The sequence below is a fragment of the Enterobacter sp. RHBSTW-01064 genome, assembly GCF_014103035.1.
Classification (GTDB): domain Bacteria; phylum Pseudomonadota; class Gammaproteobacteria; order Enterobacterales; family Enterobacteriaceae; genus Enterobacter; species Enterobacter mori.
This window is the reverse complement of record NZ_JABXOU010000005.1, coordinates 290,191-305,427: the sequence shown is the minus strand read 5'-3', so window position 1 is coordinate 305,427 and position 15,237 is coordinate 290,191. Positions and strand designations below refer to the sequence as shown.

Sequence of the window (15,237 nt, the reverse complement as noted above, 5' to 3'; positions counted from 1 at the left end):
AGATAAGTCCTTTTTAATTAAGATGTTCAGATGTCAACGGCGCGCCCGCACCCTGACAGTAGTAGCCTGTTTCTGTCGTGCGATACCGCCAGAAAATCTCTTCCAGTGACCGAATTCGGTGCAGTCCGCACCACTCGCCCACGCCATACACGGCTTCCGTAAACGCGAAGGGCGTTTCCGCATCGCGCGTGTTTGCTACGACGCCGGGAGCGTAGAGTTCAGAGATGCGCTGGTAGCCGGTCATTAATGGCACCAGATAACCGGGATTGGGTTTGGGAACAACGTGCCAGTTGGCCGGTTCGCCTTCGCGTATGTTGCCGTCATCCGGCGTTTCGGCCTGTATTTTTAGAGCAGCAAAATCCAGCCAGGCATCAAGCAGCGTGGCGTTAGGATCGTTTTCAAGAAGCGTTTGATGATGTTCGCCCAGCCAGCCGCTGCGATCGCGCAGGGCAAAGCCCGGCATCAGTTGCCACTGTAATCGGCCCATATCCTGAGCGCTGGCAGGCATAGCCATGACCGAAATATCCTGGATATCAACGATGATTCCCCCCGCCAGTCGGAGCGTCGGGCACACCTGAGACAGAAACTCGGCCAGGTCGCGCTGCCCGTATTCACCGTTGGGGATTTCCCCGTGACACTCGAGCAGCAGCGAAACCGTCATATGCATGCGCCCCTCTTCATTAAAGGAGGCGGTTTTCGCGTCCCGAGTAAGCGGATTGCGGGTCAGGGCAAATTGATAATCACGGCCAGAGCTATGCGCGTGGATCTGATGTTCGTGGCTCACGACAGCACAGCCATCAATGCGTAGCCCGTGCGTTTCCGTCAACCTGCGCGACAGCGTATGGGAAAAACCCAGGAAATGGGTGATGGCGGGAAAACCCCAGGTCAAGCCAGCAATCGCGTTGGCGTTTTCGACTCTGATACGGCGAAGTACGATCAGTGAACTCATTTCAGCGCCCCCTGGATAATTTTTTCCATTTCTCGGAGGTTGGTGCGTAAATGTTCACGGGTTTGCCACTCACGCTCTTCCACCTTTCCAATATCCTTCAACCCTTTTCGCAACCTTGTATTCAGCCACAAGGCAAAATCCTCTGCGACTCCAGCCTGCCAGTCGTCTTTATCCCGTTCCAGACGAAAGACTTCATCGTTTTTTGTGCGCCAGGGATCGAGCCAGAGTTGTTGATGACTGGCTAATCGAGGGCACAAGATTGTCCAGTTTTGCCACGTATCACGCTGTAGTTCCGACGCCACAACAAACAGCAGGTCGATAAGCGCATCAATGTATTCATCACGTGCTTCGCGAATACGGACGTTGGTGTAATCACCGGTTCTGGTCAATAAAGACACAAGCAGTTGAACAGTGCTGTTTGCACGTCGATCAAACTGACCACCTGAAGTGAAAATAGAACGTAACGTCGTCGGCGGCTTTTCCGCTTTTTTCCACTGCGGCGGCTGACATGAAAGCAGCCAGACACGCCCACCGCGCACGCTGTTGAGATAGGAAATGTTCTGAGGTTTGGTGCCACCAAAGTGCGTTTCCGCTGAATCTGGGAAAAGCGTTAGCGTACCGGGGTGCCAGGATTTCTCGCGCCGCGCTTTCCAGATGTTTTTCATCTCTTCCCCAAACCTCAGGGCAACCATTTTTTGGTGTGCCGCGTGAACGAGCGAAGTGGCAAACAGCGGACTTAAAAGATGGTAACTATCGCCAACAGGAAAATAGCCTTGCTTCGCAAGCTTATGCGATGCAGGTTTTCCGGGAGCGAAGGCTCTCGAGAATCCTGCAACCCACTCCCTTACCTGATTCTCATCGTCGGTAAATGCCGACAGCGCAGCGTGGTCACCCCGTTTCAGGCTCGCCAGAAGGGAATCGCCATCTGCAGTACGCGTTTGCATGAGCTTAGCCACATCCAGTGCAGCTGCATTGCCCACGGCGTCCGGTTCCAGACCTGACAACGCTGTACTGCCGAGATACCCTTCTCTGGCCACTGCCTCGCTGTAAATACTGCTACTTTTTGAATCCCCGTGGGTGAACTTCGCCGCATGGGTCACGAGGTTAATTTGTCCGGCTCGCTTCGCGGCATCCGTCAGCCATGCTTTCGGCTCATAGCGAAGTTCTATATCCCGGCGTTCTGCCGCAAGCGTCGCGCTATCTGTATCGCTGCGCTTTGCGGCCTCTTTATCAAATGCTTCCAGCTTTGTTTGCCGTCGTCCGGCAATGAAAGCTGTAATAAATGAGAATAGTGTTCCTTCCTTCATATACCACCTTAACTCTTGCACTTATAATCAATAAAAATATAAATCGCGAAATTATATTTAATATAAATAGCTCGAATAAAAACAAAACAGAATCATAACCAAGACAAATAAAAACCTGATAAAAATCATCGCAGTGAAACATTCCTTTATTTGAGTAAAAATAAAGTACTCTATTTCAAAACGTTCATCCACACCTATATTATGCTTTTATCTTTAAGTGACATACTCTTGCCTAAAAACCTTAAATAAATATAATGCTTATCTACTGTCGCCTAGACAGCTTAGAAATATATGAGGCTCTTATCATTTATTTTATACTGCTGAACAAGCAGCTCGCGCCCTCTTTCAGAGGGCGCGAAACACACCCAATACTGGGTGATACAGCCATTGCTCTGTTTCCTCCTCCCTGCTGACTCTTAACGTCATTTCGCCATACCGTCGCGACACCGCGTCCAGCTCCATCTGCTTCGTCTCGGCCAGCGCCTGTAATACCTCGGCATAATCAATGGCAACCCACGGCTCTACGCCGTCTGCCATGGATAACGCCTGTTCACAAAATCCTCCCGCAGGTTTTAACACCCCGTTTTCCTGCATCAGGCAAAACTCAGGTTCATCGCCTTCCTCTTCCATACTCAAAAAGAAAGTGTCCTGTGGGGACGAGCGGCGAAACGGTGTACGTCTCTGAAGCTCGCCGTTCCACGTCAGCGGCAGCCGCCACCACGATGCGGCCACCACATCTGACTTATCGCCGCCGCCCAGCAGCGCGGCCCGCAAACGGGCGTGCTCCAGCGCCGCCAGCGCATTGCCGGGCAGGTTTTCAACGATGCGCGGGATCGCATTCAGCGTGCGGTAGCCCTCTTCACTGAGCAGCTCATGGAGATCGTGGTGAGGCAGAAGATGATGTTCGGTTTCAAAACCGGGTCGGCAGTAGGCGATCTTTTCTCCGCGAAGCGCACGCATGTTGCGTTCCAAAATCACCAGGTTTTCGCTCTCAGGCACGATCTGACGATGCCGCTGAATACGTCCCGCAAACTGAATAAGCGAACGCATCGAGCTCGGCTCGATAATCCCCCAGTCGGCATCAAAATCGCGCCCGACTTCGAGAACGGATGTTCCGAGCACGACAAAAAGATGATGCTGTTCCGGCGACGTCAGCGCCTGCTTAACTTCAGGTAACTGCCAGACCCGCTCCGGTTTGTGCCGCGTGAACGCGGCATCGAGTCGTTTTTCAATCGCCGCACGCACCGCCAGCGGGTGCTGGCTGTGGTACACGCAATAATGAATGTGGTAGTTATCGGGAGAAGGTAATGCCATTAGCGCCTGCGCGACGGCAACCAGCGGGTTGATGTTCGCCATCCGCACCAGACCAAACGACACGGTTTTGCCGCTTTTATGCGTGCTACGGTGATGACCGTGCAACGCGAACATTTGCTGGTGCAACGTCTGGGCCACCGCAGAGACAACATCAGCATTGCGGGAAGCGTGTGGCTCCACGGCGGCCAGTTTACCCAGGCGAAGCCGGAGCTGGTCTGGCAGACGTTTAATCCGCTGCCTGACAAAATCGCCATGCGCCTGGCGAAATTGAGCATCATCTGCGACATCCTGCGACTGCGCGCCATACTCATCAAACCAGGCGCAGCAGATACTCATCGGTCTGTCCGACTGACCGCACGCAACCTGCCAGGCTCTGCGCCCTTCCCGATAGGCTTCAAACAGCGCTTCCGTTAGCGCGGGAGGTAACGTTGCGGAGGAAAGCAGCACGCGAGAACCGAGCATTCCCGCCCAGTTCACCAGCCGACAAAGGGCGTGCAAATCATCAACGTCAAAATCATCAGGCTCATCAAGCACCAGATCGCTGGTCAACAGACGCAGCATGGCAGGGATCTGCCTGCCGCCGCGCACGCCTTCCGTTGCAGGCATCAGGTGATCGATGGTTGTCACCAGCACCGGGGCACTGACCAGGCGATTGAGCGCCGGTTCTTTCGCCAGCCACTGCTGGGCGATACCGCTACTGGTCGCCCCTTCGTAATGCACGTAGTGATGTCTGGCGAAGAACGTTTCGTCGCTGGCGCTGCTGTTATCTTCAGCGTCATTACCCTGATATAACTCTTTCACTGCTGCGGCACCGGTCACGACGGCCAGCGTGTCGTCATCCAACCCCAGGCGCGACTGCAAAGCCTGGCCCGTCTGCAGCGTCAGCGTGCGTAACCCCAGCGCCACGCTAAAACGACACCCAGCCTGCTCATCTGCCAGAGCGTACATAATCCGGGCATTAGCAAAGGTTTTACCGCATCCCGTCGAGGCCATATTGATGCCGAAGAAGCCCTGTTCGACACTCTTCTCGCGCAGTGCAGACGCAACGTCCCACGCTTTGTTTTGCCAGTGAAAACGCTCTTCTTTCGCCCTTTCCCGGAACGTTTTATGCCGGGCGATGGCGGGTAATGAACGGTGCAATGCCGGAAGAGAACGCCCCATCAACAGCGCCAGATGCGCGACGCCGACATTGTGCTCATCCAGCTTTTGCCTGAGCTGCCCGGACTGGCGGTCGCTGTTGGCCCAGCACTGGACGGCATCATCCTGCCACCCGGCATACGCGGGTTGAGAGGAGTAAACGTGATCGGCCAGCATCAGCGACAGGCGAGCAAGATGGAGGGTAAAAAGATTATCCAGCGATCCCGCCTGAAGCAGCGCGGGCAGGTTCCGGATGCGTTTACCAATCTGCCTGGCTTTCTCGCGCCAGGTTTTACTTTTTAGCGGCGTACCGTGCGGGAATTTCCAGACGTTTTTAAAATCACGCTCTTTCCACTGATGTTTTTCGGTAGATTTATGATTAAGTGAGTTCCAGTCTGCGTTCAGCTGTTTCTCAAACCAGCCTTCGCAGTAGATCAACTGAGGACGTGTCGAATGCGACTGCGGTAAACGGTGATGCGACAACATCAGCCATACCACCACTTTAGCCAGAGGCGGGAGTTTCTCCAAAAGGCTGCAGTTCTTGTCCGTATCCATCTTCAGCGCTTTCAGCATGGCCTTTTCATCAGCGGCTTTTAGCTGAGTGAGGGATGTCAGCCACTGCTCATCGGTTTGCTTTCCTACAAACGCCTCGAACAGACGAACCGAGATCCACTCATGGCGATACGGCTGACAAAGGTGCTGACTTTCACCCTTAAGCGTCTGCTGGAAGCACATCCCCGCTTTACCAAAATCATGAAACAGCCCGGCAATTGCCGCCAGCAGGGCGATGCTTTCCGCACTCTGCCAGCGGTGTTCGCTGTCATTACGGATAATTTGCAGCGTTGTGCGATTTGTTGGCACGCGCCCCAGTGCGTTAAAGCGACGCAAATTCCCGACTATCCACAGCAGTTCAGTTTGACCGTTTTTTTTCAGCCAGTGGCAGGCCACTGCGGTGTTACGACGTGCCGTTTTCCGCAGCAGCTTGCGCAGCGTGTCGACGCCTTCCATCGTAATCGTCGTCTGCCACGCCGCGTCACCTGTGCGCTCAGCAAACTGATCGATAATCTGGCAGCTTTGCTCGCGCGCACGTTTGGTACATCGGGAGATAATCAGCACATTCATTTTTCAACACCCGCCAGCGAGTGCGAGGTTTCCTGCAAGGTCGTGATCATCACATCCAGCGCATCAGCCTGTTGAAACGCGTTAATGCAGCGCTGACGAAACTGTTGCTTATCCTCACCCTCCATGGCCGCAATAAATGCCTGCGGCATAACAAGGGCGTCTTTGATTAAATCGGCAATATCAAAAACCAGCCCGCCGCGTCGGGTTTTTCCGTGCATGACCGCCAGACCATGAGGTATGCCCGTCACCCAGGCCGCGACAGCCGCCAGCCCGTAGGCCAGATAGTTGCCCTGATCGAGAAAACGGTTCGCCATGTCCGCCCCGCCTCCCCGTTTGGCGCGGGTAAAACTGCCGTAGCCCACCGTCTGGCTGGCCAGTTTGTAGAGCGATTTTGTGAGCTGTGCTTCCTGAAGCATCAGTGACGTATGATCCTGCGCGTTTTCCATCCCCTGCTTCGCACGCTCCAGAATAGTTTCCAGCACGTCCCGATCGGGCTGAAAAGACGTTTCCCGCTGCATCCGCAGCCCTGCCCACTGTTTTTCGATTTGCTGCAAGCGAATGAACTGAAACTGCTTTGCCGCCTGCAGACGTTTTGCTTCATCAAACCAGAATGAGACCCAGTTTTGTAAATACGCCGTCGGACGATATTCGCTTTGCGGGCTGAGCCATGAGACGTCGATATCCACCTCGTTCGCAGAATAAAGCGGCGTGCCGTCCGTTCCGCAAAAGCCGACCATTACCCCTGCCCGCGCAAACTCCCGCATTGCCATTTGCGTAACGGATGTTCCCATTCCCAGCATTACCGCTGTCGTATTGGCGATGGGAATATTCCAGTAAAACGACTCTTTCCCTTCCTGGGTGACATATTCAACGCGTCCACCATTTACCTGGATGCGACATTTCTCCAGGTAATAAATGTTGGCGCGTTTTGAATGCAAGATGGTTTTTAAATCTGTAGGGGTGATGCTGTTTACGGACATGGCAAGGGCTTTTATTTCAAGGTGTTGAATGCGCGGTATGTTATCGGAGATAAGATGAAAACAAATGTGACGGGTATCAAATGAAGAGTAATTACCGTGATAATAAAGCGAAAAATTACTTTTTCATTTAATGCATTATTTTTACGAATAATATATTGGTTAGAATATAATTTGTGCGTGAATGAATTTTTTATTTATTGTGAAAAATAGAGAGTGCGGGTTTGATGGTATTAAGGTTTAAATAGGTAAGGTGAATGTTTTAAAGGGTTGGTTTTAGTTGTGCTGCCTGTACGGCAGTGAACCCTGTAGCGCCTGTTTGTCGATGTTGCTCATTTTTCTAAGCTGCAAGCACGGCAGTGAACTACTGCGCCCGCCCTGTTTTTTGGCATTTCTTTTTCTAAGCTGCCTGTACGGCAGTGAACCATCTTCAGAGAAAATATGTGGGATGCAGTTATTTTCTAAGCTGCCTGTACGGCAGTGAACAGGTTCCAGTGAGCGGTCATTTTGGTCAGCGTTTTCTAAGCTGCCTGTACGGCAGTGAACATGCGTATGGCTCAGGCGCGGCGATTACGGCGTTTCTAAGCTGCCTGTACGGCAGTGAACAAAAGCGCGGCATGGAGTTTAACGTAGGACAGATTTCTAAGCTGCCTGTACGGCAGTGAACCAATGATGCGGCGATGCTTGCGCTTCTGTTCTTTTCTAAGCTGCCTGTACGGCAGTGAACGGGTACAAGCCAAAGAAAGAGCCGTATGTATCTTTCTAAGCTGCCTGTACGGCAGTGAACATCAGGGTAGGTACTCTGTGCCTTCCCTTCATTTTTCTAAGCTGCCTGTACGGCAGTGAACAATCGTTATGAGTTTGAGCTGTATCACTGCAATTTTCTAAGCTGCCTGTACGGCAGTGAACATCGGATCGAGTTCGTCATCGGTACTTTCTTCTTTTCTAAGCTGCCTGTACGGCAGTGAACTGAAAGGAAACAACGCCATCTTATTGTTAGCAAACAAAATAATCAACTTTTACGCATAAAACCCTTTTTTTTGGAACGTAAATTCGCACTATATAAATCAATACGTTACGTAAGCATCAGAAAAAAGGGTTTAAACCAATGGCGTCAGAGGAACACCCCGACGCCTCAGGTAGCACTCAGGAAATAATGTGAATTACCGTTTCTGCACTTGGCGGCGCAACGACATCCGCGGCCATTGAATGCGTAATGTCATGGAGTAGCCCCGTGAGGTGCGGCAACATATCGCGGTCAAAATGCGACACCAGCAGCACATGGTTTAACGCCCGGCAGTAGTCGCATTTCGTTTCTGTATCTTCAAGCAACCACTCTTTTTGTCGCGGCTGTTCCGCTTCGTCCTCAAATTCCACCACCTGAAAATCACGCATTGATTCTGTGAGGCCGGATTTCACCTCTTCCAGCCAGGCTCCGAGGCAACGACAAACGGGCTGCGTTTGCGGGAGTGATTTGCAATCCAGCAGGATTTCGGTGAGCAGTTTGCAGCGCTCGGCAAGGGTTGGGAGATCGGGGTTGAGGGAGAGTTCGGTGTATAAATGGGCGAAATTGTTTTCTGTATTCATTGGGTAATTCCTTCACACACTTTGAATTTACCACCGCAGGAAACGCCAATTTGCTGGCGGCGGACGAAAAGGAATTGGCGTACCAGTGTGTGTGCTACTGGCGCTTCAAAAGAAGCTTCCGATTCGCCCGCCAGATGCAGAATTATACCCTTTTCCTTAGGGCGAACGAAGCCTGCAGCATTACTGCTGCTCACACACTTTCAGGACGCCAATCCCGGCACCTGATTTTGCAGGTACGCCGCCATTTTATTACTGTGAATTTATCCAGCAACTGACTTCGAAGGAAACTGGAAAGCGCCTCGCAAAATTCCTCTGCGGTCTGTTGCCCTCACCCCAACCCTCTCCCACAGGGAGAGGGAGAAAACACTAAAAACGACAACACTGTTGTCGTTTTGTTTTTACCTTGGCAGGCATAAAAAAACCGGGCAAAAGCCCGGTTTTTGACATTAACGTTCAACTCACTCAGTGAGCCGCTTCCGGCTTGTGCTTCGCCGCGCTCTGGAAATCGTACGTCAGTTCGTTCTTCGCCTGGTCCAGGGCCACGGTCACCTGGCCGCCGTCCACCAGCGAGCCAAACAGCAGCTCGTTCGCCAGCGGTTTCTTCAGGTTGTCCTGAATCACGCGGGCCATCGGACGGGCACCCATCGCACGGTCGTAGCCTTTCTCGGCCAGCCAGTTGCGGGCCTCCTGGCTCACTTCCAGCGATACGCCTTTCTGATCCAGCTGAACCTGCAGCTCGACGATGAACTTATCCACCACCTGATGGATCACCTCGGTAGACAGGTGATCGAACCAGATAATGTTGTCCAGACGGTTACGGAACTCCGGCGTGAAGATCTTCTTGATCTCTTCCATCGCATCGGTGCTGTTATCCTGGTGGATCAGGCCGATAGATTTACGCTCGGTTTCACGCACACCGGCGTTGGTGGTCATCACCAGCACCACGTTGCGGAAGTCCGCCTTGCGCCCGTTGTTGTCGGTCAGCGTCCCGTTGTCCATCACCTGCAGCAGGATGTTGAACACGTCCGGGTGCGCTTTCTCGATTTCATCGAGTAGCAGTACCGCGTGTGGATGCTTGATCACCGCGTCGGTGAGCAGGCCGCCCTGGTCAAAGCCCACGTATCCCGGAGGCGCACCAATCAAACGGCTGACGGTGTGACGCTCCATATACTCGGACATATCAAAGCGCAGCAGCTCAATGCCCAGCGCTTTGGAGAGCTGAACCGTCACCTCGGTTTTCCCTACGCCGGTCGGGCCAGCGAACAGGAAGGAACCGACAGGCTTGTGGTCATGCCCCAGTCCGGCACGGGCCATCTTGATCGCTTCAGTTAAGGCTTCAATGGCTTTATCCTGACCAAAGACCAACATTTTCAGGCGATTGCCGAGAGTACGCAGCGTGTCGCGGTCGCTCTGAGAAACGCTCTTCTCAGGGATACGCGCGATGCGGGCCACCACGGACTCAATATCCGCCACGTTAACGGTTTTCTTACGCTTGCTGGCCGGCATCAGGCGCGCACGCGCCCCTGCCTCATCAATCACGTCAATCGCCTTATCCGGCAGATGACGATCGTTGATGTATTTCACCGCCAGTTCCACCGCCGCACGGACCGCTTTCGCGGTGTAACGCACGTCGTGGTGCGCTTCGTACTTGGTTTTCAGGCCGTTGATGATCTGCACCGTTTCCTCGACGGACGGCTCGGTGACGTCGATTTTCTGGAAGCGACGCGCCAGCGCGCGGTCTTTCTCAAAGATGTTGCTGAACTCCTGGTACGTCGTGGAGCCCATCACGCGGATCTTGCCGCTGGAGAGCAGCGGTTTGATCAGGTTCGCCGCATCCACCTGGCCGCCGGAAGCCGCACCTGCGCCGATGATGGTGTGGATCTCATCGATAAACAGAATGCTGTTGGTGTCCTGCTCCAGCTGTTTTAACAGCGCCTTGAAGCGTTTTTCAAAATCACCGCGGTATTTCGTGCCCGCCAGCAGCGAGCCGATATCCAGCGAGTAGATGGTGCAGTCGGCAATCACTTCCGGCACGTCGCCCTGCACAATGCGCCAGGCAAGCCCTTCGGCAATCGCGGTTTTACCCACGCCTGACTCACCCACCAGCAGCGGGTTGTTCTTGCGGCGACGGCACAGCACCTGGATCGCGCGCTCCAGCTCTTTATCGCGACCAATCAGCGGGTCGATACCGCCAACGCGAGCAAGCTGGTTAAGGTTGGTGGTGAAGTTTTCCATACGATCCTCCCCGCCTGCTTGCTCTTCATTGTTATTGACCTGATTGCTGGAATCCGATGCCTGGTTAGGCTCGTCTTTGCGCGTTCCGTGAGAAATAAAGTTAACCACGTCGAGGCGGCTGACTTCGTGTTTGCGCAGCAGGTAGGCAGCCTGTGACTCCTGCTCGCTGAAGATGGCGACTAAGACGTTTGCGCCAGTCACTTCGCTACGTCCGGAAGACTGGACGTGGAATACTGCGCGCTGCAGCACGCGCTGGAAGCTGAGCGTCGGCTGCGTGTCGCGCTCTTCTTCACTGGCTGGCAGCACCGGTGTGGTTTGTTCGATGAAGGCTTCGAGTTCCTGACGTAGCGCCACCAGATCCACGGAGCAGGCTTCCAGCGCTTCGCGGGCAGATGGGTTGCTAAGCAGTGCGAGCAGTAAATGCTCGACGGTCATAAACTCATGTCGGTGCTCACGCGCTCTGGCGAAAGCCATGTTTAAACTGAGTTCCAGTTCTTGATTGAGCATAGGCACCTCCCCCAATTTTATGCCTTATCAGGCCTTTTCCAGCGTACACAGCAACGGATGCTCGTTCTCCCTCGCATAGTCGTTCACCATCGCCACTTTGGTTTCCGCGACTTCGGCAGTAAAGATGCCGCAGATCGCTTTGCCTCGATAATGAACGGTAAGCATCAGTTGCGTTGCACGTTCTACATCATAAGAAAAGAACTTTTGTAGCACGTCAATAACAAATTCCATCGGCGTGTAATCATCGTTCATTAACATAACTTTATACATAGATGGCGGTTTTAGCGCGTCGCGCACTTTATCTTCCGCCAGCTGGTCAAAATCCAGCCAATCGTTGGTCTTACCCATTATGCATAACCACTTTGAATCTACCTCAGATGTTAGATAACAATCATCTATTACTGTCATCCGCGATGTCTGTCACAAACTGTTGCAATAGCGTTAACTGCCTCAAATTTTGGTTGATTATTGTCCCAACTCCAGCGCCAAACGCTTGACGGCTTCTTCCGTTTATCTAAATTGTACAAGCGTGAGATGGCGAGGTTTTGAACAGCCCCCACTCCACCACCGGTTCATTCCATCTTAATTTATAAGATTTACGAAGGATGTCGAAGCATGGAAATGGGTACTGTTAAGTGGTTCAACAACGCCAAAGGGTTTGGTTTCATCTGCCCTGAAGGCGGCGGCGAGGATATCTTCGCTCACTATTCCACCATTCAGATGGATGGTTACAGGACGCTCAAAGCCGGGCAGTCCGTTCGGTTCGATGTACACCAGGGGCCTAAGGGCAATCACGCCAGTCTGATCGTCCCCGTTGAAGCAGAAGCGGTTGCATAGCTCCCTAATTCATTGTGTACACCCCGCAGGCAAAATGCCAGCCCGATCGGCTGGCATTTTTATTTTCGGGTTATTCCCGCGCCAGTGCGTCCACCGGATCCAGCCGCGCCGCGTTGCGGGCCGGTAACCAGCCAAACAAAATACCCGTGAAGGTCGAGCATAAGAACGCCGTGAGGATCGCCACGGGGGAAAAGCCAATCTCCCAACCCGGTAAAAAGAGCTGGAGCGCAAACGCAATCATCATCGAAAGCGCAATGCCCATCGCCCCGCCGACCAGACACACCAGCACCGCTTCAATCAAAAACTGCTGCAGCACGTCGCTGGCTCTGGCCCCGACCGCCATGCGGATGCCAATCTCCCGCGTGCGCTCCGTGACCGACACCAGCATGATATTCATCACCCCGATACCGCCGACGACCAGCGAAATCACCGCCACCAGCGTCAGGAACATCTGAAGAGTACGTGTGGTCTTTTCCGCCGTTTTCAAGAGACCGTCCATGTTCCAGGTGAAGAAATCTTTCTTCCCGTGGCGCAGGGTGAGCAGCCGCTCAAGCTGCTGTTCGGCCATGGCGCTGTCGTAGCCCTCCTTCACGCGAACGGTAATGGAGTTGAGCCAGGACTGGCCCATAATGCGCCCGGAAATCGTGGTGTACGGCAGCCAGACGCGCAGGATTTTGCTGCTGCCGAACATCGACTGCTTCTCTTCCGCCACGCCGATCACGGTGGCTGGCATATTGCCCACCAGGATCACTTCCCCCACCACGTTGGTTTTATTCGGGAACAGCTGCCTGCGGGAGTTGGCGTCTAACACCACCACCTGCGCCCTACCCGCCAGCTGCTCGGCGTTGAAGGTCGCCCCTTCGCTGAAGGTCATGCCATAGACGTTGAAGTAGTCGCCGCTGACGCCGTTGGCGCTGGCCGCAACGTCGATGTTGCCGTAGCGCAGACGCAGGTTCTGCGAGACCGCAGGCGTAGCCGAATTGACCCACGGCTGCTTCTGAATCGCCGCCAGATCGTCATACTTCAGCGCCTGCTGATACTGCGGCTCGTCGTCGCCGAAGTCTTTGCCGGGATAGACGTCGATGGTATTGGTGCCGATAGCGCGGATATCCGCCAGCACAAGCTGTTTTGCCGCGTCACCCACCACCACAATCGACACCACCGAGGCAATACCGATGATGATGCCGAGCATCGTCAGCAGGGTGCGCATTTTATTGGCCGCCATCGCCAGCCAGGCCATGGTCAGCGCTTCACGAAAGCCGCTGGAGAACTGCCCCCAGCCGGTTGCGGCCGGCAGCGCCTCTTTCGGTGCGGCCGCCCGGGACTCGCGCGGCGGCGGGTTGCTTACCAGCTCGCCGTCGTGGATCTCAATAATGCGTTCCGCCTGCGCCGCCACCTGCGGGTCGTGGGTGACGATAATCACCGTATGCCCCTGATCGCGCAGCTGGTGAAGGATTGCCATCACCTCTTCGCCGGAGTGGCTATCGAGCGCGCCCGTCGGTTCATCCGCGAGGATTACCTGCCCGCCGTTCATCAGGGCGCGCGCGATACTCACGCGCTGCTGCTGACCGCCGGAAAGCTGCGACGGCTGATACTCCACGCGTTCCGCCAGCCCCAGACGCGTTAACAGCGCCTTCGCGCGCTCAAGCCGTTTCTTCCGCTCGACGCCCGCATAAACCGCGGGAACCTCCACGTTCTGCGCCGCACTCAGGTGAGAAAGCAGGTGGTAACGCTGGAAGATAAAGCCGAAGTGTTCCCGGCGCAGCTTCGCCAGCGCGTCGCCGTCGAGCGTGGAGACATCCGTTCCGTCCACCCGGTACGTACCGCTGGTGGGTTTATCCAGACAGCCGAGAATGTTCATCAGCGTCGATTTACCCGAACCGGACGCGCCAACAATCGCCACCATCTCCCCCGCTTCCACGCGCAGCGAGATCCCTTTCAGCACCTCCACCGGGCCGTCGCCGGACGGATAGCTGCGGCGGATATCCTTCAGCTCAAGCAGCGCGGTCATTTAGCGGCTCCGGGCAGGCTTTCGCTGGTGACAACCTCCTCACCCTCTTCCAGCCCTTTCACCACCACCACGTCGGTGTCGTTGCGCGCGCCAATCACCACTTCGCGCTCGCGCGTTTCGCCGTTGCGCAGCACCTTCACCTTGTAGCGGCTATCCCCGGCGGATTCACCCAGCGCGGAGAGCGGAACGGTCAGCACGTTTTTCACGCCGGTCAGCTGGATATGTACCTGGGCGGTCATGTCCAGACGCAGCACGCCCTGCGGGTTTGGTACCTCAAAGCGGGCATAGTAGAAGATGGCGTCGTTCACTTTTTCCGGCGTCGGCAGAATGTCTTTCAGCACGCCTTCGTAGCGGGTCTGCGGGTCGCCCAGCACCGTAAACCAGGCGTTCTGCCCCGGCTTAAGATGGATCACATCCGCCTCGGAAACCTGGGCTTTGACCAGCATGGTGCCCATGTCCGCCAGCGTCAGGATGTTTGGCGCCTGCTGCGCGGCAATCACCGTCTGTCCCTGCAGCGTGGTGATTTGGGTCACTTCTCCGGCCATCGGCGCGACGATTTTGGTGTAGTCGAGGTTGGTTTTCGCCGTATCCAGCGAAGCCTGATTGCGTTTTATCTGCGCGTCGATGGTGCCGATCTGCGCCTGTTTTACCGCCAGCTCCGTGGCGGCGGTATCGAGATCCTGCTTCGAAATGGCCTGGGTTTTCGCCAGCGCCTGCTGGCGCGTCAGCGTCACCTGCGCAAGGTTACGCTCCGCCAGGGCCTGCGCACGCTGCGCGCGCAGCTCCATCAGCGTCGCTTCCACTTCGCGGATCTGGTTTTCGGCCTGTTCAGGATCGATAACGCCAAGCAGCTGGCCTTTTTTGACCTTATCGCCAATCTCGACGGACAGCGTTTTCAACTGGCCGCTCACCTGCGCGCCAACATCGACTTTACGCAGGGCATCCAGTTTGCCGGTCGCCAGCACGTTTTGCTGCAGCTCGCCGGGGCGAACGATCAGCGTTTGATACTGTGGCACGGGCGCATTGAGGACCTGCCAAAGCCAGAATCCACCGACCACCAGCACGACCGCCAGCAGCAGAATCAGTTTTCTGCGTTTTCCCTTAAGGTTCATAAATATTCCAAATAATTATTCTGGCTAACATCACCGTTGATTCTATCTAAACCACTCCTCAACGAAACCCCTGATTTCTGGAAATGGCCGCATTTGTTTACATGACGTTGACAAAACGCCTGCTGAAATAGCGCTCTTCCCC

General features: G+C 54.6%; 10 protein-coding genes and 1 CRISPR repeat array. Of the genes, 1 reads left to right on the top strand and 9 read right to left on the bottom strand.

Annotated elements, in window-relative coordinates:
- Window positions 1–13 precede the first annotated feature (13 nt).
- The 7 genes from csy2 to clpS all read right to left on the bottom strand — a co-directional run bounded on the left by csy2 (window position 14) and on the right by clpS (window position 11,483).
- Complete coding sequence (csy2, locus tag HV355_RS16830) at window positions 14–949, bottom strand: type I-F CRISPR-associated protein Csy2 (RefSeq protein WP_182402745.1); 936 nt, start codon at window positions 947–949, stop codon at window positions 14–16.
- Window positions 946–2,256, bottom strand: coding sequence for a type I-F CRISPR-associated protein Csy1 (gene csy1 / locus HV355_RS16825; protein ID WP_182402743.1), 1,311 nt, complete (start codon window positions 2,254–2,256; stop codon window positions 946–948). Before csy1 ends, csy2 begins: the two co-directional genes overlap by 4 nt.
- Before the next feature lie 345 nt (window positions 2,257–2,601).
- On the bottom strand, window positions 2,602–5,829 hold the full coding sequence (gene cas3f / locus HV355_RS16820) for a type I-F CRISPR-associated helicase Cas3f (protein ID WP_182402741.1): 3,228 nt from the start codon (window positions 5,827–5,829) through the stop codon (window positions 2,602–2,604).
- Window positions 5,826–6,809: a type I-F CRISPR-associated endonuclease Cas1f gene (gene cas1f / locus HV355_RS16815; RefSeq protein WP_108415995.1), complete on the bottom strand. Its 984-nt coding sequence runs from the start codon at window positions 6,807–6,809 to the stop codon at window positions 5,826–5,828. The genes cas3f and cas1f overlap by 4 nt, the downstream gene beginning before the upstream one ends.
- Window positions 6,810–7,082: 273 nt before the next feature.
- Window positions 7,083–7,776: direct repeats of the CRISPR family, unit length 28 nt; unit sequence TTTCTAAGCTGCCTGTACGGCAGTGAAC.
- 176 nt (window positions 7,777–7,952) lie between these two features.
- Window positions 7,953–8,393, bottom strand: a complete 441-nt coding sequence (locus HV355_RS16810; RefSeq protein ID WP_182402739.1) for a hypothetical protein — start codon at window positions 8,391–8,393, stop codon at window positions 7,953–7,955.
- Window positions 8,394–8,855: 462 nt separating this feature from the next.
- Window positions 8,856–11,135: an ATP-dependent Clp protease ATP-binding subunit ClpA gene (gene clpA / locus HV355_RS16805; protein WP_089597777.1), complete on the bottom strand. Its 2,280-nt coding sequence runs from the start codon at window positions 11,133–11,135 to the stop codon at window positions 8,856–8,858.
- 27 nt (window positions 11,136–11,162) lie between these two features.
- Window positions 11,163–11,483 carry an ATP-dependent Clp protease adapter ClpS gene (clpS, locus tag HV355_RS16800; RefSeq protein WP_006174393.1) on the bottom strand — a complete coding sequence of 107 codons (321 nt, stop codon included), beginning with the start codon at window positions 11,481–11,483 and terminating at the stop codon, window positions 11,163–11,165.
- A 267-nt stretch (window positions 11,484–11,750) separates the two neighbouring features.
- On the opposite strand from clpS, the gene cspD reads away from it, so the two are divergent.
- On the top strand, window positions 11,751–11,972 hold the full coding sequence (gene cspD, locus HV355_RS16795; RefSeq protein WP_006174390.1) for a cold shock-like protein CspD: 222 nt from the start codon (window positions 11,751–11,753) through the stop codon (window positions 11,970–11,972).
- Window positions 11,973–12,042: 70 nt separating this feature from the next.
- On the opposite strand, the gene macB is transcribed toward cspD, so the two are convergent.
- Together macB and macA are read right to left on the bottom strand one after the other, a co-directional pair.
- Window positions 12,043–13,983 (bottom strand): macrolide ABC transporter ATP-binding protein/permease MacB, encoded by a 1,941-nt coding sequence (gene macB, locus HV355_RS16790; protein ID WP_010429159.1) that lies wholly within the window; start codon window positions 13,981–13,983, stop codon window positions 12,043–12,045.
- A complete protein-coding gene (gene macA, locus HV355_RS16785) occupies window positions 13,980–15,095 on the bottom strand; it encodes a macrolide transporter subunit MacA (RefSeq protein WP_182402738.1) in 1,116 nt (371 codons plus the stop codon). Before macA ends, macB begins: the two co-directional genes overlap by 4 nt.
- Window positions 15,096–15,237: the final 142 nt, after the last annotated feature.